This window comes from Serratia sp. T13T92 (assembly GCF_047530105.1).
Lineage (GTDB): Bacteria > Pseudomonadota > Gammaproteobacteria > Enterobacterales > Enterobacteriaceae > Chania > Chania fonticola.
The window spans coordinates 63,623-89,125 of sequence record NZ_JBLJAK010000014.1 but is presented as its reverse complement, the minus strand read 5'-3'; the positions used below and the strand labels follow the sequence as shown (position 1 = coordinate 89,125).

20 protein-coding genes and 2 pseudogenes are annotated in these 25,503 nt (G+C 52.2%); 18 read left to right on the top strand and 4 right to left on the bottom strand.

Annotated features, from left to right (window positions below):
- Positions 1-126 precede the first annotated feature (126 nt).
- From ACMV5I_RS15100 to ACMV5I_RS15065, 8 genes are all read left to right on the top strand, one after another.
- Positions 127-2,661: an outer membrane usher protein gene (locus tag ACMV5I_RS15100; RefSeq protein ID WP_414824748.1), complete on the top strand. Its 2,535-nt coding sequence runs from the start codon at positions 127-129 to the stop codon at positions 2,659-2,661.
- Positions 2,662-2,769: 108 nt separating this feature from the next.
- Complete coding sequence (locus ACMV5I_RS15095; RefSeq protein ID WP_414824710.1) at positions 2,770-3,513, top strand: fimbria/pilus periplasmic chaperone; 744 nt, start codon at positions 2,770-2,772, stop codon at positions 3,511-3,513.
- 27 nt (positions 3,514-3,540) lie between these two features.
- Entirely contained in the window at positions 3,541-4,191 is a 651-nt protein-coding gene (locus tag ACMV5I_RS15090) for a fimbrial protein (protein WP_414824709.1), read from the top strand.
- Positions 4,184-4,717, top strand: a complete 534-nt coding sequence (locus ACMV5I_RS15085; protein WP_414824708.1) for a fimbrial protein — start codon at positions 4,184-4,186, stop codon at positions 4,715-4,717. Before ACMV5I_RS15090 ends, ACMV5I_RS15085 begins: the two co-directional genes overlap by 8 nt.
- Positions 4,714-5,199, top strand: coding sequence for a fimbrial protein (locus ACMV5I_RS15080; protein ID WP_414824707.1), 486 nt, complete (start codon positions 4,714-4,716; stop codon positions 5,197-5,199). Before ACMV5I_RS15085 ends, ACMV5I_RS15080 begins: the two co-directional genes overlap by 4 nt.
- Positions 5,196-5,729 carry a fimbrial protein gene (locus ACMV5I_RS15075; protein WP_074028404.1) on the top strand — a complete coding sequence of 178 codons (534 nt, stop codon included), beginning with the start codon at positions 5,196-5,198 and terminating at the stop codon, positions 5,727-5,729. Before ACMV5I_RS15080 ends, ACMV5I_RS15075 begins: the two co-directional genes overlap by 4 nt.
- Positions 5,722-6,702: a reverse transcriptase domain-containing protein gene (locus ACMV5I_RS15070; protein ID WP_414824706.1), complete on the top strand. Its 981-nt coding sequence runs from the start codon at positions 5,722-5,724 to the stop codon at positions 6,700-6,702. Before ACMV5I_RS15075 ends, ACMV5I_RS15070 begins: the two co-directional genes overlap by 8 nt.
- Positions 6,703-8,011: 1,309 nt before the next feature.
- Positions 8,012-8,728 carry a helix-turn-helix transcriptional regulator gene (locus tag ACMV5I_RS15065; protein ID WP_021179139.1) on the top strand — a complete coding sequence of 239 codons (717 nt, stop codon included), beginning with the start codon at positions 8,012-8,014 and terminating at the stop codon, positions 8,726-8,728.
- On the opposite strand, the gene ACMV5I_RS15060 is transcribed toward ACMV5I_RS15065, so the two are convergent.
- On the bottom strand, positions 8,729-9,373 hold the full coding sequence (locus tag ACMV5I_RS15060; protein WP_021807856.1) for an acyl-homoserine-lactone synthase: 645 nt from the start codon (positions 9,371-9,373) through the stop codon (positions 8,729-8,731). It abuts the gene before it with no gap.
- 332 nt (positions 9,374-9,705) lie between these two features.
- Between ACMV5I_RS15060 and ACMV5I_RS15055 the strand changes: the two genes are divergently transcribed.
- The 3 genes and pseudogenes from ACMV5I_RS15055 to ACMV5I_RS15045 all read left to right on the top strand — a co-directional run bounded on the left by ACMV5I_RS15055 (position 9,706) and on the right by ACMV5I_RS15045 (position 13,432).
- Positions 9,706-11,037 carry a vWA domain-containing protein gene (locus ACMV5I_RS15055; protein ID WP_414824704.1) on the top strand — a complete coding sequence of 444 codons (1,332 nt, stop codon included), beginning with the start codon at positions 9,706-9,708 and terminating at the stop codon, positions 11,035-11,037.
- 11 nt (positions 11,038-11,048) lie between these two features.
- A complete protein-coding gene (locus tag ACMV5I_RS15050; RefSeq protein WP_414824703.1) occupies positions 11,049-12,566 on the top strand; it encodes a sensor histidine kinase in 1,518 nt (505 codons plus the stop codon).
- Positions 12,567-12,748: 182 nt separating this feature from the next.
- Positions 12,749-13,432: pseudogene (locus ACMV5I_RS15045) on the top strand (response regulator transcription factor).
- Positions 13,433-13,456: 24 nt separating this feature from the next.
- On the opposite strand, the pseudogene ACMV5I_RS15040 reads toward ACMV5I_RS15045, so the two are convergent.
- Positions 13,457-13,570: pseudogene (locus tag ACMV5I_RS15040) on the bottom strand (restriction endonuclease); the annotation flags it as partial.
- Between the two features lie 30 nt (positions 13,571-13,600).
- The gene (locus ACMV5I_RS15035) at positions 13,601-13,984 is read right to left on the bottom strand and encodes a helix-turn-helix domain-containing protein (protein ID WP_414824702.1); all 384 of its coding nucleotides are present in this window, start codon (positions 13,982-13,984) and stop codon (positions 13,601-13,603) included.
- 1,481 nt (positions 13,985-15,465) lie between these two features.
- Here ACMV5I_RS15035 and ACMV5I_RS15030 point away from each other — a divergent pair.
- The 6 genes from ACMV5I_RS15030 (at position 15,466) to ACMV5I_RS15005 (ending at position 22,477) form a co-directional block, all read left to right on the top strand.
- Complete coding sequence (locus ACMV5I_RS15030; protein ID WP_202811148.1) at positions 15,466-16,044, top strand: LuxR C-terminal-related transcriptional regulator; 579 nt, start codon at positions 15,466-15,468, stop codon at positions 16,042-16,044.
- A 202-nt stretch (positions 16,045-16,246) separates the two neighbouring features.
- Complete coding sequence (gene ecpA, locus ACMV5I_RS15025; protein WP_121608608.1) at positions 16,247-16,843, top strand: common pilus major fimbrillin subunit EcpA; 597 nt, start codon at positions 16,247-16,249, stop codon at positions 16,841-16,843.
- 65 nt (positions 16,844-16,908) lie between these two features.
- Complete coding sequence (locus ACMV5I_RS15020) at positions 16,909-17,592, top strand: hypothetical protein (RefSeq protein ID WP_121609077.1); 684 nt, start codon at positions 16,909-16,911, stop codon at positions 17,590-17,592.
- Positions 17,593-17,727: 135 nt separating this feature from the next.
- Positions 17,728-20,190: a CS1-pili formation C-terminal domain-containing protein gene (locus ACMV5I_RS15015; RefSeq protein ID WP_414824701.1), complete on the top strand. Its 2,463-nt coding sequence runs from the start codon at positions 17,728-17,730 to the stop codon at positions 20,188-20,190.
- A gap of 14 nt (positions 20,191-20,204) precedes the next feature.
- The gene (locus tag ACMV5I_RS15010) at positions 20,205-21,794 is read left to right on the top strand and encodes a fimbrial protein (protein WP_121609078.1); all 1,590 of its coding nucleotides are present in this window, start codon (positions 20,205-20,207) and stop codon (positions 21,792-21,794) included.
- A gap of 8 nt (positions 21,795-21,802) precedes the next feature.
- Positions 21,803-22,477, top strand: a complete 675-nt coding sequence (locus ACMV5I_RS15005; RefSeq protein ID WP_414824700.1) for a hypothetical protein — start codon at positions 21,803-21,805, stop codon at positions 22,475-22,477.
- 33 nt (positions 22,478-22,510) lie between these two features.
- Here the strand turns inward: ACMV5I_RS15005 and ACMV5I_RS15000 are convergent, their stop codons facing one another.
- Positions 22,511-23,824 (bottom strand): NAD(P)/FAD-dependent oxidoreductase, encoded by a 1,314-nt coding sequence (locus ACMV5I_RS15000; protein WP_414824699.1) that lies wholly within the window; start codon positions 23,822-23,824, stop codon positions 22,511-22,513.
- 455 nt (positions 23,825-24,279) lie between these two features.
- Between ACMV5I_RS15000 and ACMV5I_RS14995 the strand changes: the two genes are divergently transcribed.
- Positions 24,280-25,500 carry a hypothetical protein gene (locus ACMV5I_RS14995; RefSeq protein ID WP_024484744.1) on the top strand — a complete coding sequence of 407 codons (1,221 nt, stop codon included), beginning with the start codon at positions 24,280-24,282 and terminating at the stop codon, positions 25,498-25,500.
- The last annotated feature ends 3 nt before the right edge of the window (positions 25,501-25,503 follow it).

The window sequence follows — 25,503 nt, the reverse complement described above, 5'->3', positions numbered from 1 at the left end:
ATAACGTGGAAAAACGTTAGGTTTTAGATCACCAGATGTGCCTGTCACTTATTTCCTGCTCGTGGAAATACAAAGTTTTTCATTGATAGCGCGGGCGTAAAAATAAGAAGAAAGGGATTGATGAGCATGATAATGCCGAGCTGGAATTTATTACCCTTCCGCCCTCGTGCAGTAGGGATTTGTATTGCCTGCGCGTTGGGTCTTTTTGGGTATTACGCCAGTGCGGAAGAGGTGCAGTTCAATACCGACGTTCTGGATGTAAAAGATCGCGAAAATATTGATCTGGGCCAGTTCTCGCGTGGCGGATATATCATGCCGGGCGATTATATGATGTTGGTCCGCGTTAATAAGCAGGAGCTGCCTGAGCAAACCGTTACTTTTTACCCGGCGGAGCAGGACGCTGACGATAGCGCCGCGTGCATCAGCCCGGCAATGGTAGAACAGTTCGGCTTAAAACCGGACGTGAAAGAAAAACTGACCTGGTGGCATCAAGGTGAGTGTCTGTCGGTGGATAGCCTGCCGGGCACGTCGGCGCGTGCCGATTTGGGCTCCGCCAGCCTGACCCTGAGCGTGCCTCAGGCTTATCTGGAGTACGCCGCCGACAACTGGGATCCGCCGTCACGTTGGGATGAAGGCGTGCCGGGGTTGCTGTTGGATTATTACCTCAACGCGCAGACCCAACGGCAACAGCAGCGGGGGCAGCAGGGATATAACCTCAGCGGCAACGGCACGGTGGGGGCCAACCTGGGTGCCTGGCGGCTGCGGGCAGACTGGCAAACGCGGCTGGATCATCAAACCGGTCGCGGGCAGCCGACGCAGCAGAGCTGGGACTGGAGCCGTTATTACGCCTATCGTGCGCTCCCGCGTTTGGGGGCCAAGCTGTCGGTCGGGGAGAACTTCCTGTATTCCGACATTTTTGACAGTTTCCGGTTTACCGGTGCCAGCCTGATCAGCGACGACAGCATGTTGCCGCCGAACCTGCGCGGTTACGCCCCGGAGATCACCGGGGTAGCACGCACCAACGCCAAGGTGGTGGTCAGCCAGCAGGGGCGTGTGCTGTATGAAACCCAGGTTGCGTCCGGCCCGTTCCGCATTCAGGACATCAATGATGCGGTCTCTGGGCAGTTGGATGTGCGGGTTGAAGAACAAGACGGCAGCGTACAGGAATTCCGCCTCGATACCGCCAGCATCCCGTATCTGACCCGGCCGGGGACGGTGCGCTACAAACTGGCGAGCGGCCGCCCCTCGGACTGGAAACACAATACCAACGGGCCGCTGTTTGCGACCGGCGAGTTTTCCTGGGGGGTCAGCAACGGTTGGTCGCTGTACGGCGGCGGCGTAGCGGGCGGTGATTACAACGCGCTGGCGGTGGGGATCGGTCGCGATTTGATGATGTTTGGTGCTTTATCGTTTGATGCTACCCAGTCGCGGGCACGCTTGCCGCAGCTTGAGGACAGCACCCTGAGCGGCGGTTCTTACCGGCTGAGTTACTCGAAAAACTTCGACGAGTACGACAGCCAGGTGACCTTTGCCGGCTATCGCTTCTCGGAGCGGAATTATATGTCGATGAGTGAATTTCTGGATGCGCGCACCTATGGCACGCGCAACCAGAACAGCAAGGAGATGTACACCGTCAGCTTCAGCCAGCACTTACGCGATCTCGGGATAAGTGCCTACCTGAACTACAACCACCAGACTTACTGGGACAGCGCGGCCAACGATCGTTACACCCTGACGCTGTCACGTAATTTTGATATTGGCCGGTTCAGGAACCTGAGCCTGTCACTGACGGGGTATCGCAATAAATATAACGGCGTTAACGACGACGGCATGTACCTCTCGCTGTCGATGCCGTGGGGCGGCAACGGCTCGGTCAGTTACAGCGGCAGCTATGACCGCAACGACAACACCCATCAGGTGGGGTACTACGATCGGCTGGAAAACGGCGACAGCTATCAGCTGAGCAGCGGTATTTCCCGCAACGGTGCAATGGCGAGCGGTTATTACACCCATCAGGGCGATATGGCGCAGGTAAACGCCAATGCCAGCTACCAGGAAGGGCGTTATTCGTCAGCCGGGCTATCGCTGCAAGGGGGGGCGACCGCCACCCTGAAAGGTGCGGCGCTGCACAGGTCAGGGATGATGGGTGGCACCCGCATGATGGTGGACACAGGCGGGGTGGCGGATATTCCCATTGGCGGTTATGGCGCGGTGACGCGCACCAACCGTTTCGGCAAGGCGGTGGTGACGGATGTCAGCAGTTATTACCGCAACCGGATCAGCATCGATGTTAACAAGCTGCCGGAGAATGCCGAGGCGACGCGCTCCGTGGTGCAGGCCACCCTAACCGAAGGGGCGATTGGCTACCGCCGATTTGAAGTGATCGCCGGTGAGAAAGCGATGGCAGTGATCAAACTTGCTGACGGCAGCACCCCACCGTTTGGTGCCACGGTGCAAAATCGCAAAGCGCAGGATGTGGGCATTGTTAACGATGGTGGCAGCGTGTACCTGAGCGGCATTAACCCGAATGAGGAGATGACCGTGCGCTGGAACGGGCGGGCGCAGTGTGCGCTGACATTGCCGGAGCAAATACCGCAAGGCGATTTGGCGAACCTGCTGTTGCCGTGCCGCCCGTTACCCGCGGACGCAGCGGCGGAATAACGGCGGCAACGAAAACGTATTTAGCCATATTGGCAGGCCGGAATTGCTTCTCCACCCCCCGGCTTTTTTATTGAATTTAAAGCAAGTGAGTAATTGACGATGAACCTAATGAAACAATCCTTTTTTTCGTTGGCAGGCGGCCTGCTGGCTAGTGTGCTGATTATTCAGCAGGCCCAGGCCGCGATAGCGCTGGATCGCACCCGCGTGGTGTTTAACGGTGGTGAAAAATCGACCAGCCTGACCATCAGCAACGAAAACAAACAGTTGCCATACCTGGCGCAAGGTTGGGTGGAAGATGCACAGGGCAACAAAATCACCACGCCGTTGACGGTGCTGCCGCCATTGCAGCGCCTGGAGCCGGGGGCAAAAAGCCAGATCAAGGTGCAGGCCTTACCGGCCGCCAACCTGTTGGCGCAGGATCGCGAGACGCTGTTCTATTTCAACCTGCGTGAGATCCCGCCAAAGAGCGAAAAGCCCAACACGCTGCAACTGGCGTTGCAAACACGCATCAAACTGTTTTACCGGCCAAAAGCACTGAGCAATACCGAAGGTGCGGCCCCCTGGCAGGAGCAGTTAACGCTGACCCGGCAGGGCGATAAATACCAGGTGAACAACCCAACGCCGTATTACATCACCATTGTGGATGCCAGCAGCAAACCAGGGAGCGCCAGCGCCAAGGGCTTTGAACCGGTGATGGTGGCGCCAAAAGGCAAAGAGATGCTGAACGTCGGCGTGCCAGCGCTGGGTAATGCGCCGGTGCTGACCTATGTCAATGACTACGGCGGCCGCCCGCAATTGCAGTTCAACTGCGGTGGCGCCGAATGCAAGGCCAAGCCAGTCAAACCAAGCTGATAATTGGGCGTAAAAAGGGAACTGAACATGCAGCAGCGAAAACAACGGAGCGGCTTCCTGTCTTGCCCTGAGCGGCAATATCTGTTGGCCAGGGTGGCTGCGGCACTGATGGTACCAGTGGTGATTGGCAGTATGTTGGCGCTGATACCTGAGGCCGGCGCGGCGGATAACTGGAATGTTGACGGCGCCAATGGGGTGTTGCATGTCCATGGTGCACTGACCGAAAGCGCCTGCCGCCTGGAGATGACCTCGGCTTATCAGGATGTGTGGTTGGGGGAAACCGGCACCGCCCGGTTGGCGCAGATTGGTGCGCAGGGCACGCCGGTGGCGGTGCGGTTGCGCTTGCAGGATTGCCTGCGTACCCCGGCGAACAACCGCGATGAGCGCAACGGCAATCGGTTGTGGAGTGCTCATCAACCGGCGGTGTCGCTGAGTTTTGTCGCCCCGGCGGATGCGGATAACCCGCAGTTAATCGCGGTGCGCGGGGCATCTGGCGTGGCGTTGCGCATGGTGGACCAGCTCGGCAGGGATATTCGCCTGGGGAGCCGAGGTGCGCCGTTGATGCTGGCTGTAGGGCAGGATCAACTGGACTATGTCGTGAAGCTGGAGCGCACCCGAGCGCCGTTGCAGGCGGGGGCCTATTCGGCCCATGTGGATTTCAGGCTCAATTATGACTAAGGCGGGCGATGTGGAGCCAACGATATTATGCAGGCTGGGGCCGGCGTTGTCTGCGGCGTGTCTGGCGCTGATTGTGTGGGGCGGATGTTTCCCTGCCATGGCGCAAACGGCTACCGCCACAGTGACCGTCAAAATCACGTTGACGGCGCCGCCATGCGACGTCAACGACAACAAACTGATTGAAGTGAACTTCGGCAACGACGTGATGACCACCCGCGTGGACGGCGAGTACAAAAAAATGCCGATCAACTACACGCTGAAATGCCAGGGCGGCGCGTCAAATGCGGTGAGGATGCGGATTGATGGTCAGGGGGCGGCGTTTGACGGCGGGGTATTGAAAACCAACAAAACGGATTTTGGCATTGCGCTGCTGAACAATGGCAAGCGGCTGCCGATCAACGGCTGGTTGAATTTTACCTATCCTAATCAGCCAACGCTTGAGGCGGTGCCGGTGAAGCGCAGCGGTGCCAAACTAAGCGGCGGGGCGTTTTCCGCTGGCGCGACGATGAAGGTGGAATACCAATGAAAGGTTATTCAGGCATGGTATTACTGCTGGCCTGCGGAGCACTAAGCCCCCCGGGGCTGGCGGCGGAGAACATGAAGTTTTACGGCACGCTGGTTGAACCCCCGGCTTGTACCATTAATAACGGTGGGAATGTTGATGTCGATTTCGGTAACCGGGTAGGGGTTAAAAAGGTGGATGGGGTGAACTATTTGCAGCCGATGAATTACCAGATTAGCTGCGTTCCCGATGCCAATGCCTGGCGGATGACGCTGGAAATTGCCGGAAAAGCAGCGACTTACGACAAGGCGGGCGTCATCACCAATATCACCGATCTGGCGATCCAGATCAGGCAAAACGGCGTTCCCTTCGAGCTGAACAAGCCGATAGCTATCAACCCGACTAACCCGCCACAACTGGAAGCGGTGCCGGTAAAACGGCCAGGATCGACGTTAAAAGAAGGGGCGTTCGAGGCCACTGCCACCCTGAAGGCGGTTTACCAATGAACGGATGTGGGCAACAGCTTAATGCAGTGCTGATCGCCGGGGTTCTGGCGTTTAGCGGGCAGGTGCAGGCCGACAACGTTCGCCTGCATGGTGCACTGGTCGCCGAACCCTGCGTGATTGCGCCGGGGGACGAGAACGTGCGCCTGGATTTTGGCACGGTGATCGACAAATACCTGTACGCCAATGAACGCACCCACGGGCAGGCGTTCGATATTCGCCTGGGGGAGTGCGATCTGAGCTTGGGGAAAACGGTCAAGGTGACCTTCAGCGGCACGGAAAACCCGAGCCTTAAGGGGTTGCTGGCGATTGACGGCGGCAGCAAGGCCTCCGGCATCGCGATCGGTATGGAAACCCAGGGCGGTCAACCTTTGCCGTTGAACAAGGCCGGTGAGGGATACCGGCTGGTTGCTGGCAATAACACCCTGACGGTGCTGGCCTATGTGCAGGGGGAGCCAGAGGCGATTGCCCAGCGGCGAATAGTGCGTGGGCCGTTTAGCGCCATTGCCACCTTTAGACTGGAATATGAGTAAGGCGGCATCCGACTGGCTGGCAGCATATCTGTGGTTGTACAAGCGCCGACGCCATGCGCCGCCCAATGCAGATATTTGGCATCTGCGGTTTCATTGGCAAGAGCGCGGGGAAGCGCTATACCGGCAGGTATGCAGTGGCAATTACCGCCTACAGCCGATGCAACTTCACCGCCGGTACGATAACAGCTGGGTGCAGTGGTGTGCGCAGGATGCGCTGGTGCTGAAATGGGTGGCCTGGCAGGTGGAACATCTGCTGCCGACTCATCAACGCTGCGTTCATCTGAAAGGGCGTGGCGGCGGCCAGCAATCGGTGGCTCAGGTTTGGCAGGCGCTCACATCGGGTGGGTACGCCTTTGTTTATCGGACGGATATTCGCGGTTACTACCGCCATATCCGCAAAGCGCAGGTGCTGGGCCTGGTGCAACAGCACGTTGCGGATCCGGTGCTAACCGATCTGATTGAGCAGTATGTTCATTACAGCGTTGAAGAAGGGGGAGAGATTTTTACCCCGCAGCACGGCATCTGCCGCGGCTGCGCGCTCAGCCCGCTGATCGGCGCCAGCCTGTTGCATCACGTGGACAGCTATTTTGACGCGCAGGCAGGGACGTTTTATCTGCGCTACATGGATGACTTTGTATTGCTGACACGCACGCGCTGGCAACTGCGGCGCTGTGTTAAGCAACTGTACCATTATTTCAATCTGGCGGGCTTTGAAACTCACCCGGATAAAACCCAATTGGGAAGAATTGAACAAGGCTTTGACTGGCTGGGCGTGTGGTTTACCCCTGAGGGAACCGCCATAGCGCCCCGCGCATTAGAAAATTATCGTATACAGCGCCTGCGGCTTTACGAGCAGGCCCGGCGGCGGGGACTGTCAACAGCAGACTGCGAGGCGCGGGTGCAGGCGTATGACGTACGGTGGAACAGATGGGCGCATAGCATACGCTGCAATTGCCGACTCGAAACGAACTAGGACGTGAACCATGAATATCCAAACACTAATACCAACAATATTTCTTGTAATACCAGTAACCGCCTTTGCCTTCTGGGACTGGACCAACCCCCCACCATACGTGAACCTTCCTGGGATCCCCGCAATGTACCTTACTGCCCTAGAATACTATCCGTCTCCCGGAAGTTGCGAAATTTGGATCTATGAAGGTAATGGTCTATATGCACCCGGAACGGGCGGATTGGGTCAACATATCACCTACAAAGCCTCAAAGACACTCGACGACTGTTTTGGAATACCACTGGACAACAAGGATGAATATGTTCCAGAAGACACGATGCGTCGCGGGGCACAGCAAGTTTTGAACTATCCTGTACCCCTGAACAATACCAAGCCCGCGTATTTTATGCCATTTGGTTACTGCGAATGGCGGCTCGTCATAACTCGGGTGTATCACAAGACTGCCCTATCAAGCACCGTCCGAGGCGCATCCTGCGGTGCATCCACACCTATTAACTGCACCGTATCCGCGCCAGGGGTCCTGTCGCACCACCCATCCACAATCGGTAAGGTCAAATCTGAATCTGTGGGCGAATTGACCGTACAATGTAACAGGACAGCCAGCGTAACTGTAGACGTACACGATTCGTCCGTGAAACTCCGTGGTAACGCCGGAGGGGAACTCCGATCTACAATTCATGTTGGCACAAAGACGAGTACCCGCGCAACGGCAACTGCCGACCCTGTCGCCAACGTCAGTATCTGGAGTACGATCGATGACTTAGCTGAAACGGCTGGGACGTACACTGGGTCCACGGTTCTAACCGTACAATGGGATTAATGACTCCATGAGTGTAGGCGGTACTACGGGGCCAGCATGTGCGGCATGATTGACTCATCTGGTGTAACCACCCCAACGCGATAATCTGTTCACGTCCGTTTGCCCCTGTCGTGGATGAGTGGACCCGGTATCCAGTAAGTATCCGCTAGCTTCCGAGCCAAAAGATTCTAGTTCTTGGCTAGGAAATTGAATCCACGTTCCGGCGTGCATTTTTTAGGGGCAGACCTATTCATACATCTCGCTTAGGCTATGCTCCTACGCTTCGTTCGCCTTCCCGCCCATCGTATCGCTAATGTTATCTGCGCGCTATCACAGTGGTGGATGGCGTGCTGAGCATGCCAGCGACTCTCTGGACGTGTTGTCTGGCTATGATTGGCACCGATCCTGAAAGGGATTGGGGGCAGAAAACCCGGAGCCTTCTGCCTGGCGCCCTTATCTGCTATATTCGGCCTAGTGGAATTATTTTATGTTGTCGGGGGCGAGCAGTTAATGGAAAACGAAGAACATATTAGTAACATTATCAAAACGCACCTCGAAGCGACATTAAACGATCTCGGGGAGTTCATCTGGGCGTATGTGGTGTTATCGAAAAAAGATATGTCCTGTATCTTTGGGGTAACCAACTATCCGGGGGAATGGGTAGAGCATTATAAAGCCAATGGTTTACAGTATACCGATCCGGTGGTGATCACTGCGCTGAACCGGTTAACGCCTTTTTCCTGGGATGAAAATCTAATGACAGGCGGAGGGTTTCATTTTTCCGAACTCTTCGAGCGGGCCAGGAAATTTGGGCTGAATAATGGCTATACGTTTGTATTGCATGATTATAATAATAACCTGGTCACGTTATCTTTTATTCTTGCCCCTGAAACCAGAGCGGAATTAACCCAAACGCTGATCAAGAATAAAGGTGACATCTCTGTTTTACTGGCGTCAGTGCATGAGATCTATCTAACCCTGAATTCGCTGTCGGAAAAAAACGCCTCTCGCTCGGAAAAGAGCGCCCAATTTACCGAACGGGAAAACGAAATCCTCTACTGGGCCAGCGTGGGCAAAACCTATCAGGAGACGGGGATGATCCTGGGGATCACTACGCGTACGGTCAAGTTTCATATGTCCAACATCGTCAAAAAGCTGGGAGTCGCAAATGCCCGGCATGCAATACGTCTAGGTGTGGAACTTCAACTGATTAAACCGGTTAGTTGATTACAAAGAAGGCTCAGCCGCCAGCGGCCAGTCGTTCAGCCTGGTTTCGTCCGCTGTGCTGTACTTGCTGAATATCTTGGCTTTTAGCTTCCTCTGGCTCTCTGAGTCGACATGGCCGAGCAACAGATAGACCGGCTCATCTTTCTCGGAAACACCGGTTTCCAACACGGTGACATTCCAACCTGAGGTTCTGATGATGTGCATCATCGCATGGCTGGCAACGGCAAGAATGCCATCATAATGATGTTGTTGCGCATAGTTAATCAGTGAGAGAAACAAAGCCATAGTGACGGGAAACTTACGGCCTAACAGCGAGTGAGTTCTTTCTTTATCAACGAAGAAACGCGTGGATTCAATGTAGTTACCTTCTGGAATGTTGACATTGTTAAAGAATGAGGAGAATGTACTGTTCAACATATTTTGGTATTTCATGTCTATCATCCTGGTTCCGCATATAATCATGCCGTTCTCCACGCCAAAAATATAGTTGGTCTTGTCATTATCAAACTGATCGACCTCCTTGCCGTCCGAACAGTCGACTGCCCATTGCAGTCTGTCTTTAAAAGTATTTTTTCTTAACATAAAGAGATCTTCAGATTTCTCATTGCTCATTGAAGCATAGTTAACGCTGTAAATATTAAACATAATGTCACCTGTGAATGAATATATAGAGATAAGTTCATCCGGTAACATCAGTGAAGTTTCATTAAGAGCATGCCGGTACAAAGGAATGATAATGCTTTTTAATAGATTTACGCTAACCTTATTATAGGAATAAACTGGTTTTAGCCGGTGTTGGGTGGGGCGTTTTAGGCGACACTCTGGGCTTAAAAGTGATATGTTTCTTACCGAGTGCGAACCCGAGGGAGCGGCAACGGCAACTTTTACCTATTTTTTACATCTTTATACAGATAACAGACAACTCGCCGGCCGATACGGGCAAGAATGGATTCGATTCTTTGACAAGGAGCTTCACCATGGATCTGAAATGTATTTTTGCGTTATTCACCCTGTCTGTGCTGCCTTGGAGTGCCAGTGCCGCTCCGGCTGCCCCCAAGGTCGTCGTAAAGTCTGAAGTTGCCTCGCCCGTGGTGTTGGAAAATACCCAGGATAAAAACTACCTGAAAATCTCGTTGGTGGGCTATCCGCTGCCGCAGGAAAAACGCAGCCCGATCAATCTGGCGCTGGTCATCGACCGCTCCACCTCAATGAGTGGCGATCGTATCGAAAACGCCAGAAAGGCGGCGATCGCCGCTGTTAACATGCTCAACGGTAATGACACGCTTTCGGTCGTTGCCTATGACTCCGGGGTTGAAGTGGTGATCCCGGCGACCAAGGTCAAAGATACAAAAGAACTGATTAATAAAATTAACAAAAGTATTGAACCGCGTGGGATGACGGCGCTGTTTGCCGGGGTGAGCAAGGGTATCGATCAGGTGAGCAAGCATCTGGATAAAGAGCAGGTTAACCGCATTGTTCTACTTTCTGACGGGCAAGCCAACGTTGGGCCAACCTCCAACAGTGAGCTGGCCGAGCTGGCTAAACTGGCGGCCAAGAAAGGTATCGCCATTACCACCATCGGCATTGGTGATGGTTATAACGAAGATCTGATGACCACCATTGCTGGCTATAGCGATGGCAACCATGCCTTTGTTGAGCAATCCAGCGATCTGGAAAAGACCTTCGCCCACGAGTTTAACGACGCCATGTCCGTGGTGGCGCAGGATGTGGTGGTGGTGATCAAAACCGCCGATAAGGTTACGCCGGTTCGTCTGTTGGGGCGTGATGGCAGCATCAGCGGCAATACGGTCACCGTAAAACTGAACCAGCTGTATTCCAATCAGGAAAAATATGTTCTGCTGGAAGTGATACCGGCCAAGGGCAGCAACGCCCAGAGCAAACCGCTGGCCGATGTGAATGTGCGTTACGCCAACCTGAGTACCAAGCAGGTGGATACCTTCAATGAGAAGGTGGCGGTACGTTATAGCCAATCCGCTAAGGATGTCAGCGCAGCGCAGGTTGATGAAGTGCTGGTGGACTCGGCCATTCAGAAGGCGGCAATTGAAAATGAGCGCGCGGTAGAGCTGATGGATGAAGGCAAAATGGAAGAGGCCAAACAGGTGTTTAGCGCTAATGCGGCAGCCTTGGAAAGCCTACCCGTCAGTGCCGCTCCAGCCAGACAAAAAGCCGAAGCCAGCGCGCAGAAGAACAAAGACCTGATGGGTAAAATGGAGAGCGACAGCAAGGAATCGACCCGTAAGGCAGTGAAAGAACAGAACTACAATATCAAAACCCAGAAGAACCAGTAGCAAGGAGCCAAATGAGCCAGCGTACTTCCAGAAGTTTGACGGTTTTTATCATCATCACCGTGGCGATCTTCAGCCTGATCGCCTATCTGGGAGTGCGCACCCTCGAGCACGAAGTGTTGCTACGCCATTACCAATCCCAGACCATGGCACAAACGCGCGTTACGCAAGCCAGCGACAGCGTTATGGATATTCTGCGGCAGAAAGCGACGCGGCTGGACGCGATCACCGACTACATTCAACCCAACGAACAGGCGCTCAAGGAGCTGGTTGAGAAGGATCACGACATTGATGGCGTGTTTGTCCTGCAGAAAAATCGGTTGTTGTACCCCAACGAAAACGGCCCGCTGAGCCAAAAAGAACTCGCCTGGGTTCAGGCCATTACACCGCTGGTGAACGATCCTACCTTGCTTTACGGCCACAGCGTAAAAAGCGAAATGGCTATCCCACAATCCGGCTGGTATATCACCGGCGAGGTGCAGGAGCCGCTGTTGATCTACTGGCGCACTATCGGCAGCGAGACCATCGGATTTCGGGTTCCTTATATCAAACTGCTATCGGACGTGATCAATGCGGTTAACTTCGATTTTGGCAAAGACACGCTGGTGCTGGTAGAGAACGGACGCCTGCTGTACCAAAGCAATCCGTATGTCGAGCTGGGAAACCTGCAGCCGTTGGCCGAACAGAGCCTGCCTTATCCGCTTACAGGTTGGCAGGTGAGCTATTACGGCAAAGCGGCCAGTACTACGGCGGTCTACCTGTGGGGCGGGGCGTTTATCCTGCTAATGCTGGCCATCATGGGCTTGATCATTTTCCGCCTCTATCGGGAATACACCCAGACGGCACGGCTGGCGCGCCAGCAGGTGGGTTTTGTCAGCCAGGTGTCCCACGAGCTGAAAACGCCGCTGACTAATATCACGCTGTATGCAGAGTTGCTGAAAGAAGAGCTGGACGAACAGCATGATGAAGGACTGCGTTACCTGGACGTGATTATCGGCGAGAGCCAGCGCCTATCGCGCCTGATCCAGAACATTTTGAGTTTTACCCGCGAGCCGAAGCTGCACATTCAGCCCATTGACCTCAACCCGCTGCTGGCGAAGATTACTCAGACTTTCACTCTGTCATATCAGGCCAAGGGGATGACGATTTCCCTCTCGTTAGGCGAAGACGTGGTGGTGCAGAGTGATATCGATCGCCTGACGCAGATTATCAACAATCTGCTAAGTAATGCGGAAAAGTATGCCACGGCCGGGAAACAGGTCGATGTGCAGGTGGAGTGCAGTGCGGACAATGTGGATATCCACGTGCGGGATTATGGTGACGGTATCGCTGAGAAAGAGCTCAGGATGATTTTCCTGCCCTTTTACCGGGTGAAGTCAGGTATTACAGAGGGTGTATCAGGCACCGGCATTGGCCTGACGATTGCCCAGCAGTTGGCGCACAGCCTGGGCGGGGAGATCCTGGTGGCTCAGCAGTCGCCTGGGGTGCGCTTCACCTTGCGGCTGGCACGTAACTTGATTACAGCACCGTAGCCGCTGTTTTTGGATAAGTGCCGCAGAGTGACTTCTATACCTGACAACAACCGCGCTCTAGCTCCCTCTCCTTTTTGGGGAGAGGGTTGGGGTGAGGGGAAAACACAGCGCTGTAGCCGATGATATCGCCCGCGTCAGGCGGTAATCGCCACCGCTAATCGCATTAACTACAGGAAGTCGTAATGAAAATACTGGTCGTTGAAGACGATACGAACATCCGCCAGGGATTGGTAGAAGCTCTCTCCCGTGAGGGCTACAGCCTGATCGCCGCAGAGAATGGCAAAGTGGCGCTGGAGATGTATCAGCGGGAAAAACCGGATTTTATCATCCTCGATATCATGATGCCGGAGCTGGATGGTTACGCGGTATGCCGAGAGATCCGCAAACAGGATGAGCAGATCCCGATTATCTTTCTATCTGCCAAGGATGAAGAGATCGACCGGGTGGTCGGGTTGTAGCTAGGGGCGGATGATTACATCAGCAAGCCGTTTGGCATTCACGAGATCCGCGCCAGGATCAAAACTATCGCCAGGCGTTGCCTGCGTAGCAAAACCGCGCAGCCAGATGTCAGCTTTTGCTTTGGTGATTTAACCGTGTACCCGAATGAGCTATGCGCTCTGCGGCAGACGGCGAGGTTGGAGCTTTCACTGCGCGAGGTGAAAATCCTGGAGTGCCTCTATCAGCACAAGAATAAGGTCGTCACGCGCGAGATGTTGTTCGATGCCGCCTGGGGCTATGACTTCCTGCCTAACAGCCGCACGTTGGATCAGCATATCTCCAAGCTGCGCAAGACTATCGAGCTTGATGCGAATAGTCCGTTATTGATTCGCACCGTGCATGGGATGGGGTATCGGTATTTGGAGTGAGTGCTGGGTGATTAAATATGTGCCTCACCCCTTAAATACCTGCCCCCGATGCCACTCCACAAACTTATCCAAAGGATAATGTTCAGCGCTCTTGGGCAACCGAATCACCTTGCCGGCAAAATCCCAGTACAACCGTTCAGCCTCCATCTTACTGATTTTCTTACAAGGTCAGCGGGAGTCTTGATTTAAACGCGTGATCGGTTTGACAAGCTGCCACTCGGCCCCTAGCCTGATGGCATGTTTGGCATTAGTCACGCCCATCTTTTTCACAATATTGCCAATATGGAATTTTATAGTACGGGCCTTCACGTCTAAAATAATGGCAATTTCCTGGTAGGTTTTCCCCATGCTGGCCCAATAGAACACTTCGTTCTCCCGCGTTGACAAGGGATATTTTTCTGCGCTGAAGTTGTAGCGATTATTTCGCGCGGTTTCCCGGTGCCGGGTGGTGATCCTTTCGTGGATGTTAGCCAACAGCATCTGCAAACGGGCTTTGTTAGGGGGTATTTGACCCTCTATATCGATGGATTTGCTGTCATTAAGCGCCAGCATCGCCAAATTCCGTTATTTGTTTATCTAGATGATTTTTAAATGCATTTTTTTATCGTGGCTAGCAGAGAATAATGTAGGCATCAAATTACCTAAATATGAAATAATAACACTACTAACCTAACCGTTATTGAACGCCAGATAATATACTGGCTTGCCTGCGATTTTCGATAAAATAGCAAAAAAAACCTGACCTCGTTGGGTCAGGTTGCCACATTGGCCAACACCAGGGAAATTTTTAATGCCATTATCTTAAAGCTATTTTCTTGGTTGAGGCAAGCGCTCTATGCTGGATTTTGGCTGTCTATCACCATTATTCGGTCTAGGATTAGTATTGCCTTACGTCGATCATTGCAGCGGCACGGCATCTGCATTGATATTCTTGCTCCTAATTCTTGGCATTATCTGAGGTAGTTACTCAGGGCTGCGTTGGTCATTCACTATTAATTGATCATTATTTGATCAGTTGTGGGCCTGTTTTTCTAACGGAAAACTCTTGTAGGACCTCAATATAACCATATTGAGTCCACGTTATTGCTGTTTTACAGCCAGCTATAAGACGCTAATCGTGCTGTTGATATCATTGGGTGGAACAGGTCTGCCATGCTGGCGTGCAGAAAAAATTAAAGCGTAACCTCAAGCCTGCTCTATTGGCTTTGCCGATGTGGGATGAATATGCCTTAGGCATCTTTATGCCACAAAAAATAACAAGCAGCGCGAAACCCATACTGAACATGATGCCTGGCAAGACAGCTTTATACTGCTGGGCGTCTGGCACCTCTTGCCGAGGGAGTTCATTGCGTTGCCCCATAGATTGTTGTCACGGTGACCCGAAGCTTGAGCTTCACCGATAGCTAAAAAGTGAGGTCTCAACATCCGGCTGGAGGCCTTGAAATGGCCCTCAAACGGGCTTGCTTGAGATAGAAATGATTTATTTTCAATGAAAAAGTGATGTTAATCACAAATAACAACACTAGAATTGTTCATTAAATAGTCATTACGTTGCCATTATGTTGCATTTCCGTATCTGTTAAACAGGGTGAGAACAGACTTTTCTGGCTAATGAGTCAAGCAGCTGGTTTTACCGTTCACAGTATGGAAAAATTCTTGATTACCCTTCCGCGTTATTTGCCTGTTAATACCCTTTATCTACCGCTGTGTCAGTAGGTGATAAGAAAAGACTTATTTTAAAATCAGGATAAAAATAGAGAATATTCTTAGTTTACTATAAGCTTCCTAATTTGTTATTTGAACTGAAATATATACCATTAATCCTCGCTACTTCCGGAATGGATAATAACAACTTGATAGGTATTGGCGATGAATATGGGCTTGTGCGATCGTTTTAACCGATTTTGAATAATTGTTTTTAGCCATTAATATTGTTTTGAAAATTAAGAAATAACTTAGTTTTGGTAAATAGTATTCTGCTCATCCAACGGCGTAATGGAGTTGGTAAATGATGAAGAAAGGAAGGGAGTCTTATGCTAAAGATAGTAGATTGTGGGTATCTACCGCAGGGCGGTGCTCGCTCAAAAAGACCTTTAACCTGGCCCGATACCAATAAGTATTTCCATGAAGGTATCGTCGGCTACTGTGACTCAGTTAATACTTCCCCAGAGCAACTCAAAGTCGTATTTATTGATTTTCAATTGGCTAACCTGCGCCTTTTTCTGGAGCAGGACTGGCTAATGTATTCTGCTTGTAATCGCGTTGTGCTGGTAACCGATAGTTACCTGTTACCCTTGGCAAATTACTATAAAAGCATGTTTCGTCAGGTTGATTCTGTTATCCAGAGAACGGGGACATCCAGTGACATTTTTGCTAAAATAGATCATGTTATTGCCGGGGAGCGGGTTTCTTCAACATCGGAAGTCAGACTGTCTTCGCGTGAGATATGTTTATTACGCACTCTGATCCATGGTGTCACCGTGGGTGATCTTGCCAACAGGTTGCGGCTTAGTCCTAAAACAGTTTATGCCCTGCGCCACAATATTTTGGGCAAGATGGGGTTGACTAAAATGAATGATATTTTCACTCGGGCCTATCTTTCTGTCAGATAAGCTATAACTACCTATTGTCATATGGTTATCGAAACTAAATAAAATATGCGATGCCTTTATATCGCAGGGTTTTTATTATTTAATTGCCGTAGGACCTTTTCGAAAATTTTAGTTTTCGAATGCGCCCTTGTGTCGCATTTATTGTGCCACGCCAGTAAATATTGGCGGGAAATTAATTGATATAAATAAAGGAAGAAATTTTATGAAGAAGTTAGCTCTGGCTTTGATTGCAGCTTCAGCGTTGGGAACAATTAATCTGGCTAATGCGGACACTCGTACTGCGAACGCGACAGCGTCTTGGGATGCAAAAGCTATTAAAGATACCAGCAGTATGCTGGTTGTTACCCCGATAAAGTCACTGACCTTTAATTACGCAGAAGGTCTGGAGCGTTTTAACTCTCAAGACGGCGCGTTCGATATCACCATCGCTGGCCAGTCTGGCGCGAGTGATTTCAAACTGACCTCTAAAATCATCTCCAACACCCTGAGCCGCGCAAGCGATGACTCTGCACTGACTGTTGGCGTTAAGTGGAACGGCAAAGCACTGTCTGAAAGCAGCGAGATGGTGATGATCGATACTTCTGCAGGTATCAGCGCAGGTCTGTCTGCACTGGCCGTACCAGGCGCTTATGCTGGTGCTAACCGTACCAGCACTCAGGGCGTGTTCGCCTTTGAGATCGCTAAAGCAACAGTTGCCGGCACTGACACTGCGTTCAAAGACCTGACCGATGGTTACTGGGATGGCAACGTAAACGTCGAATTCACAGCAACTTGGGACGGTACTTTCACCACGCTGTAAGTGATTTTGTTGTCTTAACGTAGTCAGGATCGGGGTGGATAGCCCCGATCCTTATGGAACGCATGATGAACAGATGGTTTCCTACGCTGATGTGCTCAGCACTCTTTTATTGTACTCACGCCGGTGCAATTAACGTTGGCGCGATTACATCAATCATTTCCCCTGGCCAGAGCGTTATCGCCAAGGAGGTGATTAATACTGTGGATGATGCCCGTCTGGTCAGCCTGAGGGTCGAGCGTATTTCCTCCCCGATGGAAGGGGGCAAAGTGATCCCAATGGAGAGCAAGCAGGAAATAATGGCCACGCCATCCAACCTGATTTTGCCCGGCAAGGGTAAAGATGTTTTCCGCGTTTTCTATTCCGGGCCGAAGGATGATAAGGAACGTTATTACCGTTTAATCTGGAATGATAATCCGGTTACCGAAGAGGGGCTGTCAAAGACCAAAAAAGCCGCTTCGGCAACCACCTCGGCAACCATAAGCACCATTATGGTCGTCACACCACGGAAGGACAAGTTCGACTATCAATACCGAGATGGTGTTGTTTATAACACCGGAAACAGTTCTTTCCGCGTGGTGGCATTTGGCCCCTGTAAGCAACCACAGACCAGTGAAGAGAAAAATAAAGGGTGCCGTGAGCGTTATTACGTTATGCCGGGATTAGGCGTGCATTTGAAATTTGTTGATATCAATAATCAAAAACTCAACGTTGGCATTTGGCACAACGAAGATTATATCAACGTGAAATAGCCTCTTTACTCATTACCTGCATCGTGAATTTTTTCCAGGTGTGGATTAGGGGGCTATTTGGGGAAGCAAATGGGTAATAATTTCATCTTAAGGACAAGAACCAAGGCTGTAGCGCTATGTATTGCTGCGGCTCTGATGTCTATGCAGGCTAACGCCAGAAACCTACAGGATGTTCGTTTAGGAAATTATCTTATCCCGGGGGTATTTGGTCAGGCGCTGACCGAAGGTATGACCATTCCTGTACTGCTGCGTTACAAAGGTGGCGACCAACAAGAAAAACAAAAGGTAGCGGATGCGTTGGTGGTGCTGGAAAAAGACCGCCTGATGATAAGAGATATTACGCTGGCGGAAGAGTCTGAAGGGGCAACGTTGGCGGAAACGACCCAGACATTGATCCGCGGTCTGAAAGATCGTTTCTTTGATCAAAATACCCATATTGCCGTTTCATCCGATGCCGATCTGAACCTGAATATCCGTTCATTTGTCCTGACGCTGGACGTGAGTGAAAAAAGCTTAGGGACCGCAATTATCCCACGAACGAGCCTGCTGGGACTCTCTTCGGTGCCGAATTTCAGTTCGGTGCTGAATTACGATCTCGGTGTTTACCGCTCGCAGTTAAAAAAGGGCGAGAACACCTCGAATAACTATCTGACCCTGGATAACACCTTCGGCTTCGCGGAGCATCATTTCAATGTGAACGGCTCGTTTTACGGTATTGGGGAGTCTCAGCAGGATTCTCAGCTTTACCGTGCCATGTATGAACGGGACATGAGCGGACGCCGTCTGGCATTTGGCTTGGTTGACACCTGGAACCTGCAATCGTTGGGGAGCCTGTCGGCACTTAACTCCAGCAAGGTGTATGGCGTCACCTATGGCAATAAGTCCGCAACCAAGATCCAGAATACCCAATATTCGCTAACGCCAATTACCGTATTCTTACCTAGCGCGGGTGAAGTCCATATCTACCGGCAGGGACGTCTGTTGAACATCCAGAATTTCCCGATGGGCAGCTTTGAGGTCGATACCAGCCGCCTGCCGTATGGGATTTATGACGTTGATGTCGAAGTGGTGATCGACGGCAAAACCCATTCGCGTATGCGCCAGACGATCAACAAAGCCTTCTCTGGCAGTAATGGCGTGGCGCAAGAACTGAACTGGCAGCTATATGGCGGATATGTTAATTACGACAACCGCAATAACCGCACCAACGACAGTACCACCAACGAAACCTATCTGGCAGGGGCGTCGGCGGCGATGTCGATCCCGGAAATTCTCAAGATCGCCTCGGTCCCGGCGATATTTGGCCTGGCGGTGCAAACCTCGACCTATACCTTCGACAAGAAGGTGGTGAATGAAACCTCGATCAACCTCAACGTGAACCAGTTCGCGAGCTTGGGCTGGCAGGGGTTGCTGTCACAGGGCGGGCGTTACCGCAATATTTTAAGCGCCAGCCTTATGCTACCGAAAGGCTTCGGCAGCGTGTGGGCTAACCGGGAGAAGAGCCATATCGGTAAGGCGTTGCCGGTCTATGAGTCTGACAGTTATTCCTATGGCGGTACCCTTAGCCTGAGCCGGTTCTTTGAACGTGGTGGTCAGCTTACGCTGAGCCGTACGGTGGATAAGCGCGATCGCAGCACCTCTAACAACCTGGAATACTCAACGTCACTATTCTCCGGGCGTTATGGCACGGTCAACCTACGCGCCGGTATCCAGCGTTATCGCTATGATTACCAGTCCAATAGCACCAACCAGCGCTATATCTCGCTGGACTTCTCTTTGCCGCTGGCCGCCTGGTTAAGCACCGGTGTGTCTTCCAACAATGGCAACGTGCGGGCCAACCTGGCCGGCAACAAGAGCTTCGATGACTCGGCGTTTACCTCTGCCGGTTTCAACCTGGCCAAGCTGGTCAAGGATAAGCACAACGGTGACAGCGCTTATTCGGCCTCTGGCTATGCCACCTTCGATACCAAATACAGCGCGGGCACGATGTCGCTCTCACGGCCGGACAACAATCGCCTCAATGGCAACCTGACTGCGCGCGGTGCGGTGGCCTACAGCGATAAGAACTTCGCCGCCAGCGGTATTCAGGAGAAGTCCGGGGTGTTGGTAAAAACCGGCTTCATCGACGATGCGGTGCTGTCGGCTCAGATCGATGGCCGCAGCTATCCGCTGAGCGGTACGAATAACTTTATCCCGTTGCCGCCGTACTCGAGCTACAAGGTTGAACTGATGAACGATAAAAACTCGATGGACAGCTTTGACATCGTCAAGGGGCGCACCCGCAACGTCACGCTGTATCCGGGCAACGTCGCCGTTTATGAGCCGGAAGTGAAACAGTTAGTGACGGTGTTCGGCCGTATGACCATGGAAAATGGCCGGGCGATCGCCAATGCCGCTGTGCGTAACCACATCGGTAAAACCATTACGGATGCGACGGGCGCCTTCCAGATGGACGTTGATAAACGCTACCCGAGCGTGTCATTGACCATGCCAGACCATGGTATTTGCGAAGTCGATCTGGACTTGGCCAAGGCCAAGGGCGTGAAGTGGGTCGGCGATGTGGTGTGCAACGTGCAGACCATTCTGGCACAACGATGAGCAAAGGGTGTGACATGAAACTGCGTAATATTTGCCAGTGGGCTGGGGTGCTGATGTTGGTTTCCTTCTCTAGCCAGGCGGCCAACGTGAGCAACAGTTATTTCTTTATCGAAAATCAGGTGGATGGAGAGTACTTCATCACGCCACAGAGCACCGATCCCCGTTTCAGCGGTGCCAACGCGTTTACCAAATATGCGTCAGGCGATCAACGCAGTTTGGGCTATATGGGCTATACCGGGCTGATCCAGACCAATTCGTTCGCCGATATCTGGCTGGAGGATTCTCCCATCGCTCGGCCATTTATCGGTAACCGCTGTATGAATAATGGTAGCGCTTGCCCCTCTAACGGTTATCTGCCGGGCTATATTGGCGATAATGGCGTTTATCACGTGGAGGTTAACACCAGCAACGGCGAAGCGCGTTATGGACGTGGTATTTTTTCTGATTCGGCTTATGAGTATTTTAAAAATGTGTCGGTAGGCTTGACGGAGATTTATAAATACCGTTTCTGTTCTACCCGCACGGACTACAACCCTGCAGCAGGGCAAAGCTGTGTCAGCGTAGGCGGCTCGCAGACCAGCCATGAATTCACTATCACCAAAGCGGGTAATTTGCGGTTGGAATCTACCAACGCACTGCAGGAAATTTTTATCGACAGCAATGGCAATCCGGTGATGGGAACGGGTTCTCAGTTCTGCTCTGTGGGCTACATTGGCTCACTGAGTGGCGCGATCTGTAAGCTGGTGTCTTATCAGATGCAGGGGAGCACCCTTTCGCCGATGCGCATGAACATGAAGCTCAACACTGCTGCGCTTGGGTTTACGCCTGCGGCAAATACCATTCGCCTGAGTGCCGATGGTGCCAGTGGTTGGGTAAACTACAGCGCCACGACCAACGCGGCGAATTTGATCAAAGCCGGTAACGGCGGTATTTATGTCTTTTTATCGCAGACCTTCCTGAAGAACCTGATCGATCGGGGGGTGGATCTGAGCCACAGCAAGGACTTCTTCACTTTCCTGTTCACCAGTACGGTGGCGCCGCAGTCCGGATATTACGAATTTTCACCTTCGAACACTATCTTGCTGGTTCCGCGCGATTATGGGATTAGCATTATCTCCAAGGACTTGGTACTTAATCCCAAGCGTGAAGGCAAAGTCGGCAGTACAGAACCGCCGATCGTGTTCGACTATATTTTGACTACCTCTGGCCCAAGGCAGGCTGATAGCATTACCGCGCAGGTTTACGGTCCGGCAGGGCAGGTCAATGGGCGCCCGTACTGCGTCTTTTCCTCCACCGACGGTAAGCTTAGGGTGCCGTTCTCGGCCTATCTGGCTTATACCGATAACGTTGGGCAAGTGGTTCGCACGCGTGCCAGCTGTGATGATGTACCTATCAGCCTGAATGCGGCTCGTTGGGTAAGAACCGCCTGGCCGGTTCCCTCACAAAACGACGGCAGCTTTTATCGTACCGAGTTGTCTCTCAGCTTCCCGATGAATGAGGGCAATTCGATGTGGACCCTGGATGGGCGGGATTGGATGGGGATTGTCAGCGCCACCGGTGAGGTAAGGGTCAGGGCGGTCTGGACCGGCCCTGATATCCATTAGGATTGAAAATGACGATAAGACTAGGGTGGTGGCTGGCGGGGCTGATGTTGGCGTTTCCGGCTCAGGCGGTTTATCTCTCGTCCGGAGTATTTACTCTGGAGAGCGATCGCACTTTCTTCTCGCGCCAGTTTGTTAACAACACCAAAGAGACCAATCTGTATGTGATCGGTGCCTATCGGATTGCCAAACCGGGGGTTGATGAACAACCTCAGCCGCTAGAACAGGGCGAACTGCTCTATACCCCACTGCGCAAAATACTGGAGCCGGGGGCGTGGGAATATTTCAAGATCTTCTATCGCGGCCCGGCGGACGAGCGCGAGCGCTATTATCGCATAGTGATCCAAGAGATCCCGGCCAACTTGATGGAGATGCAGGGGGAAGACAAGACACCGCTGGTATCCCCGACCATGGCGCTAGATACCATCATGGTCGTTCGCCCGCGCAAGATGCGTTTCACTTATCACTATGATCCGCTGGCCGGGGTGTTGAAAAACACCGGCAATACCTATTTCCGCGTGATGATCCACCAGGGCTGCGACGGGCAGGATGACACCGCCAAAGTGTTCAATCTGTTGCCGGGGGAAAGCTATCGTGGTGCCGATCTGCGTGGGCAGAATCGCAAGTTTATTATCGGTTTCAACAAGTATCAGCGTCTTGGGGAGCAGTGTTTCGAGCAGGGGTAGGAGTAGGATCCCCACCCCAGTTCACCACCAAAGCTAGACTTCCTTACGCCCCAGGTAGCGCTCTTTCATCAAAGAAACGCCAATCGCAATATCCAGCACTGGCGAAGGCGGCAGGTAATTTGCCTTACCGAGTTGCTGCATCGCGCCAATCAGCGGATGGTCGATCCCCAGCGCATAGTCCGCCAATAACGTCCCGGCAATAGTTTGCTTGGACACGCCTGCGCCGTTACAGCCCCCGGCAGTATAAATACCTTTCTTCAACTCGCCCCAAACCGGTGCACCATTGCGGGTGACGCTGATGGTGCCAGACCAGGTACTGGTCAGTGGCACATCCCGCAACTGCGGGTAAATCTTGTTGAAAATCTGCTGATGTAACAGGGTTGCCTGATAGGTCTGCGCAGCGGTGATCCGGCCGTTCAAGGCTGGCGTCACATGTTGGCGGATCAGGAAACGGTGATCCTGGGTATAGCGCACCGTTGCTCCAGCGATCGCGTTGACTGGCGTCAGGCCCCAACTGCTCATAGCTGGCAGCTTTTGGCGTTGCTCTGCGGTTAATGGCGCGGTGATGCTGGCGAAGGTGGCCATTGCCGCCTGCTGGCTGGTGACCGGAGCCAGCTCCCTGGAGAGGGCGTTGGTGGCTAACATCACGTTGGCCGCTCTAATCGTGCCGAAGGAGGTGACCACCTGTGTCACGCTACCGTGCCGGATCGCCATCACCGGGGTATGGTTATACATCGTCACGTTGTCCGGCAGATTATTTGCCAGGCCGACGATCAGGCTGGCAGGATTAACCAGGATCGAGCTTGGGGTATAGATGCCCTTATTATAAAAACGAGTGCCCAATTTTCGATACAGCGCTTCCTTATCCAATATTTGATAAGGCTCGCTCATGGCATCGAGATTGTCGGTATATTCTTTGAGCACCCGCTGATTAGCGGCGTCAACCTGGCAGTGATATTTGCCGGCATTCTCCCATTCGCATTCGATCCCTTGTTGCTCAATTTGCTGGGTTAATTGATTGATCCCTTCTTGTAATAAAGAACGATACGACTGGGCTTTTTTCAACTCCGCCGTAGAGCTGCCAATATTATGAGGTAAGCCGATAATAAACCCTGAATTTCTGGCCGAAGAACTCTCAGCCGCACAGGCCGCATCAACGAGGATGATCTTCAGTTTAGGATCGTGGCTGGCTAGCCTTCTTGCGAAGGAAATCCCGGCGAAGCCGCAGCCTACGACCACCCAGTCAGCCTCGGTATCGCCGATCAGCGTTGGGTAAACGGTGGGGCGAAGGTCAGGTTTCAACCAACCATTTTGGTTTTGATTTAACGGCACCGATGCATATTTCAAACTCAAGGTCCTTTTTAAAATGTTTGCCACTCAAGGTCACTAAATAGGGTTATAAAACATTTAACCACTCTGAACCAGCAGATTCAGCCGTTGATCATTCCCCTCAATTTATTGACGGTAAGTTATTTATAAGCAACCGTTAAGCATTGAGGCGCCTCATTGGATTACCGCATTTTGACAATTGCCTGGGGAGTGCAAGCGGGGCGATCCTCTGCGGCCGAAATTGAGATCACTGAGCAGATTTATTTCTGATTTTTTCTTGTTTTCCCTTTATTCCCCAGCCATAGCTGTTTAGTATCGGAATTGATGAGAATGACCCATTTTCTGAGGTTTTCTTCTGAAAATCGGCTATCCCCGCCCAAGATAGTAGAGTTGTTAACTGCATTATTCTTGTAACTTAGTGGATTTAACTATCCTAAACGGATTTCTAAAAAATATAAGAACGGAAATATTCTATGTCACAGATGTTAGCGCTTTTGATTGTAATGGTGATTTTATACCTGGGAGATGCGGTATCCGTGCGTACTAAAGCCTGGATCCCTTCTGTATTTGTCTGTGCAGTGCTGTTCCTGTTCGGCTACTGGACGTTTTTCCCGAAGGATATCGTCAGCCTGGCCGGTATCACACCGGCGGTAGCGGTGATGCTGATGTATCTGCTGATCACCAACATGGGGACGCTGCTCTCGGTACCTGAGCTGATGCGGCAATGGAAAACCATTGTGATCTCGCTGGCGGGGATCGCTGGCATTATCGCCGCCGTGTTTGCGGCCTGTATGCTGATGTTTGATATGAATACCGCCATCGTGACCATTCCGCCATTGGTTGGAGGCATCGTTTCGGCGTTGATCATGTCGAAGGGGGCAGCCAGCGCGGGCCTGGTCGATCTCTCGGTATTTGCTATCCTGATCTACGTAATGCAAGGGTTTGCCGGTTATCCGTTAACCGCCATCATGCTGCAGCGGGAAGGCAAACGCGTGCTGAAAAAGTATCGCAATGGCGAATGGCACGAATCTGCCGCGCAATTGCCAGCCGATAAAATGCCAACCACGGTCAGCGCGGAAGAAAAAATGCCGCGTATGTTTGGCCTGATCCCGGCCCATTACAACACCAGCTACTTCAAGTTCCTGCGCCTGGCGCTGGTAGGCTACCTGGCTTATCTGGTATCAGACCTGCTGGCCCCGGTGGTCGCCATCAGTCCGTTCGTGCTGTGTTTGCTGTTTGGTGTCGTGGCCGCCACGATCGGCTTCCTGGAAAAACAACCGCTGCAGAAAGCCAACGGCTTCGGATTTGCGGTGATGGGGCTGATGCTGTTTATCTTTGACACCCTGAATAGAGCAACCCCGGAAATGCTGCTGCGGCTGGTATTCCCGATGCTGGTGCTGATCGCCGTGGCGGTGGTGGGTATGTTTATCGTCTCGTGGATCGTGGGTAAATTCCTTGGCGTCAGCATGGAGATGGCCTTCGCGATCTCCCTTACGGCGATGTATGGCTTCCCGGCGGATTACATCATCACTAACGAAGCGATAACGGCGCTGACCAAAGACGAAAAAGAGCGTGAGATCCTGACGCACCATATGCTGGCACCGATGCTGGTCGGCGGATTTATTTCCGTGACCATGGTTTCCGTGGTGTTGGCGGGCGTTATGGTCGGTTACATCACCCCAATCGCAGGATAAGTC

Coding starts and splice junctions, on each gene's coding strand:
- ACMV5I_RS15095 (WP_414824710.1), top strand. CDS start 2,770: ATGAAACAATCCTTTTTTTCGTTGGCAGGCGGCCTGCTGGCTAGTGTG.
- ACMV5I_RS15005 (WP_414824700.1), top strand. CDS start 21,803: ATGACGATAAGACTAGGGTGGTGGCTGGCGGGGCTGATGTTGGCGTTT.
- ACMV5I_RS15020 (WP_121609077.1), top strand. CDS start 16,909: ATGAACAGATGGTTTCCTACGCTGATGTGCTCAGCACTCTTTTATTGT.
- ACMV5I_RS15085 (WP_414824708.1), top strand. CDS start 4,184: ATGACTAAGGCGGGCGATGTGGAGCCAACGATATTATGCAGGCTGGGG.
- ACMV5I_RS15075 (WP_074028404.1), top strand. CDS start 5,196: ATGAACGGATGTGGGCAACAGCTTAATGCAGTGCTGATCGCCGGGGTT.
- ACMV5I_RS15100 (WP_414824748.1), top strand. CDS start 127: ATGATAATGCCGAGCTGGAATTTATTACCCTTCCGCCCTCGTGCAGTA.
- ACMV5I_RS15035 (WP_414824702.1), bottom strand. CDS start 13,984: ATGCTGGCGCTTAATGACAGCAAATCCATCGATATAGAGGGTCAAATA.
- ACMV5I_RS15080 (WP_414824707.1), top strand. CDS start 4,714: ATGAAAGGTTATTCAGGCATGGTATTACTGCTGGCCTGCGGAGCACTA.
- ACMV5I_RS15070 (WP_414824706.1), top strand. CDS start 5,722: ATGAGTAAGGCGGCATCCGACTGGCTGGCAGCATATCTGTGGTTGTAC.
- ecpA (WP_121608608.1), top strand. CDS start 16,247: ATGAAGAAGTTAGCTCTGGCTTTGATTGCAGCTTCAGCGTTGGGAACA.
- ACMV5I_RS15010 (WP_121609078.1), top strand. CDS start 20,205: ATGAAACTGCGTAATATTTGCCAGTGGGCTGGGGTGCTGATGTTGGTT.
- ACMV5I_RS15030 (WP_202811148.1), top strand. CDS start 15,466: ATGCTAAAGATAGTAGATTGTGGGTATCTACCGCAGGGCGGTGCTCGC.
- ACMV5I_RS15090 (WP_414824709.1), top strand. CDS start 3,541: ATGCAGCAGCGAAAACAACGGAGCGGCTTCCTGTCTTGCCCTGAGCGG.
- ACMV5I_RS14995 (WP_024484744.1), top strand. CDS start 24,280: ATGTCACAGATGTTAGCGCTTTTGATTGTAATGGTGATTTTATACCTG.
- ACMV5I_RS15050 (WP_414824703.1), top strand. CDS start 11,049: ATGAGCCAGCGTACTTCCAGAAGTTTGACGGTTTTTATCATCATCACC.
- ACMV5I_RS15065 (WP_021179139.1), top strand. CDS start 8,012: ATGGAAAACGAAGAACATATTAGTAACATTATCAAAACGCACCTCGAA.
- ACMV5I_RS15060 (WP_021807856.1), bottom strand. CDS start 9,373: ATGTTTAATATTTACAGCGTTAACTATGCTTCAATGAGCAATGAGAAA.
- ACMV5I_RS15055 (WP_414824704.1), top strand. CDS start 9,706: ATGGATCTGAAATGTATTTTTGCGTTATTCACCCTGTCTGTGCTGCCT.
- ACMV5I_RS15015 (WP_414824701.1), top strand. CDS start 17,728: ATGTCTATGCAGGCTAACGCCAGAAACCTACAGGATGTTCGTTTAGGA.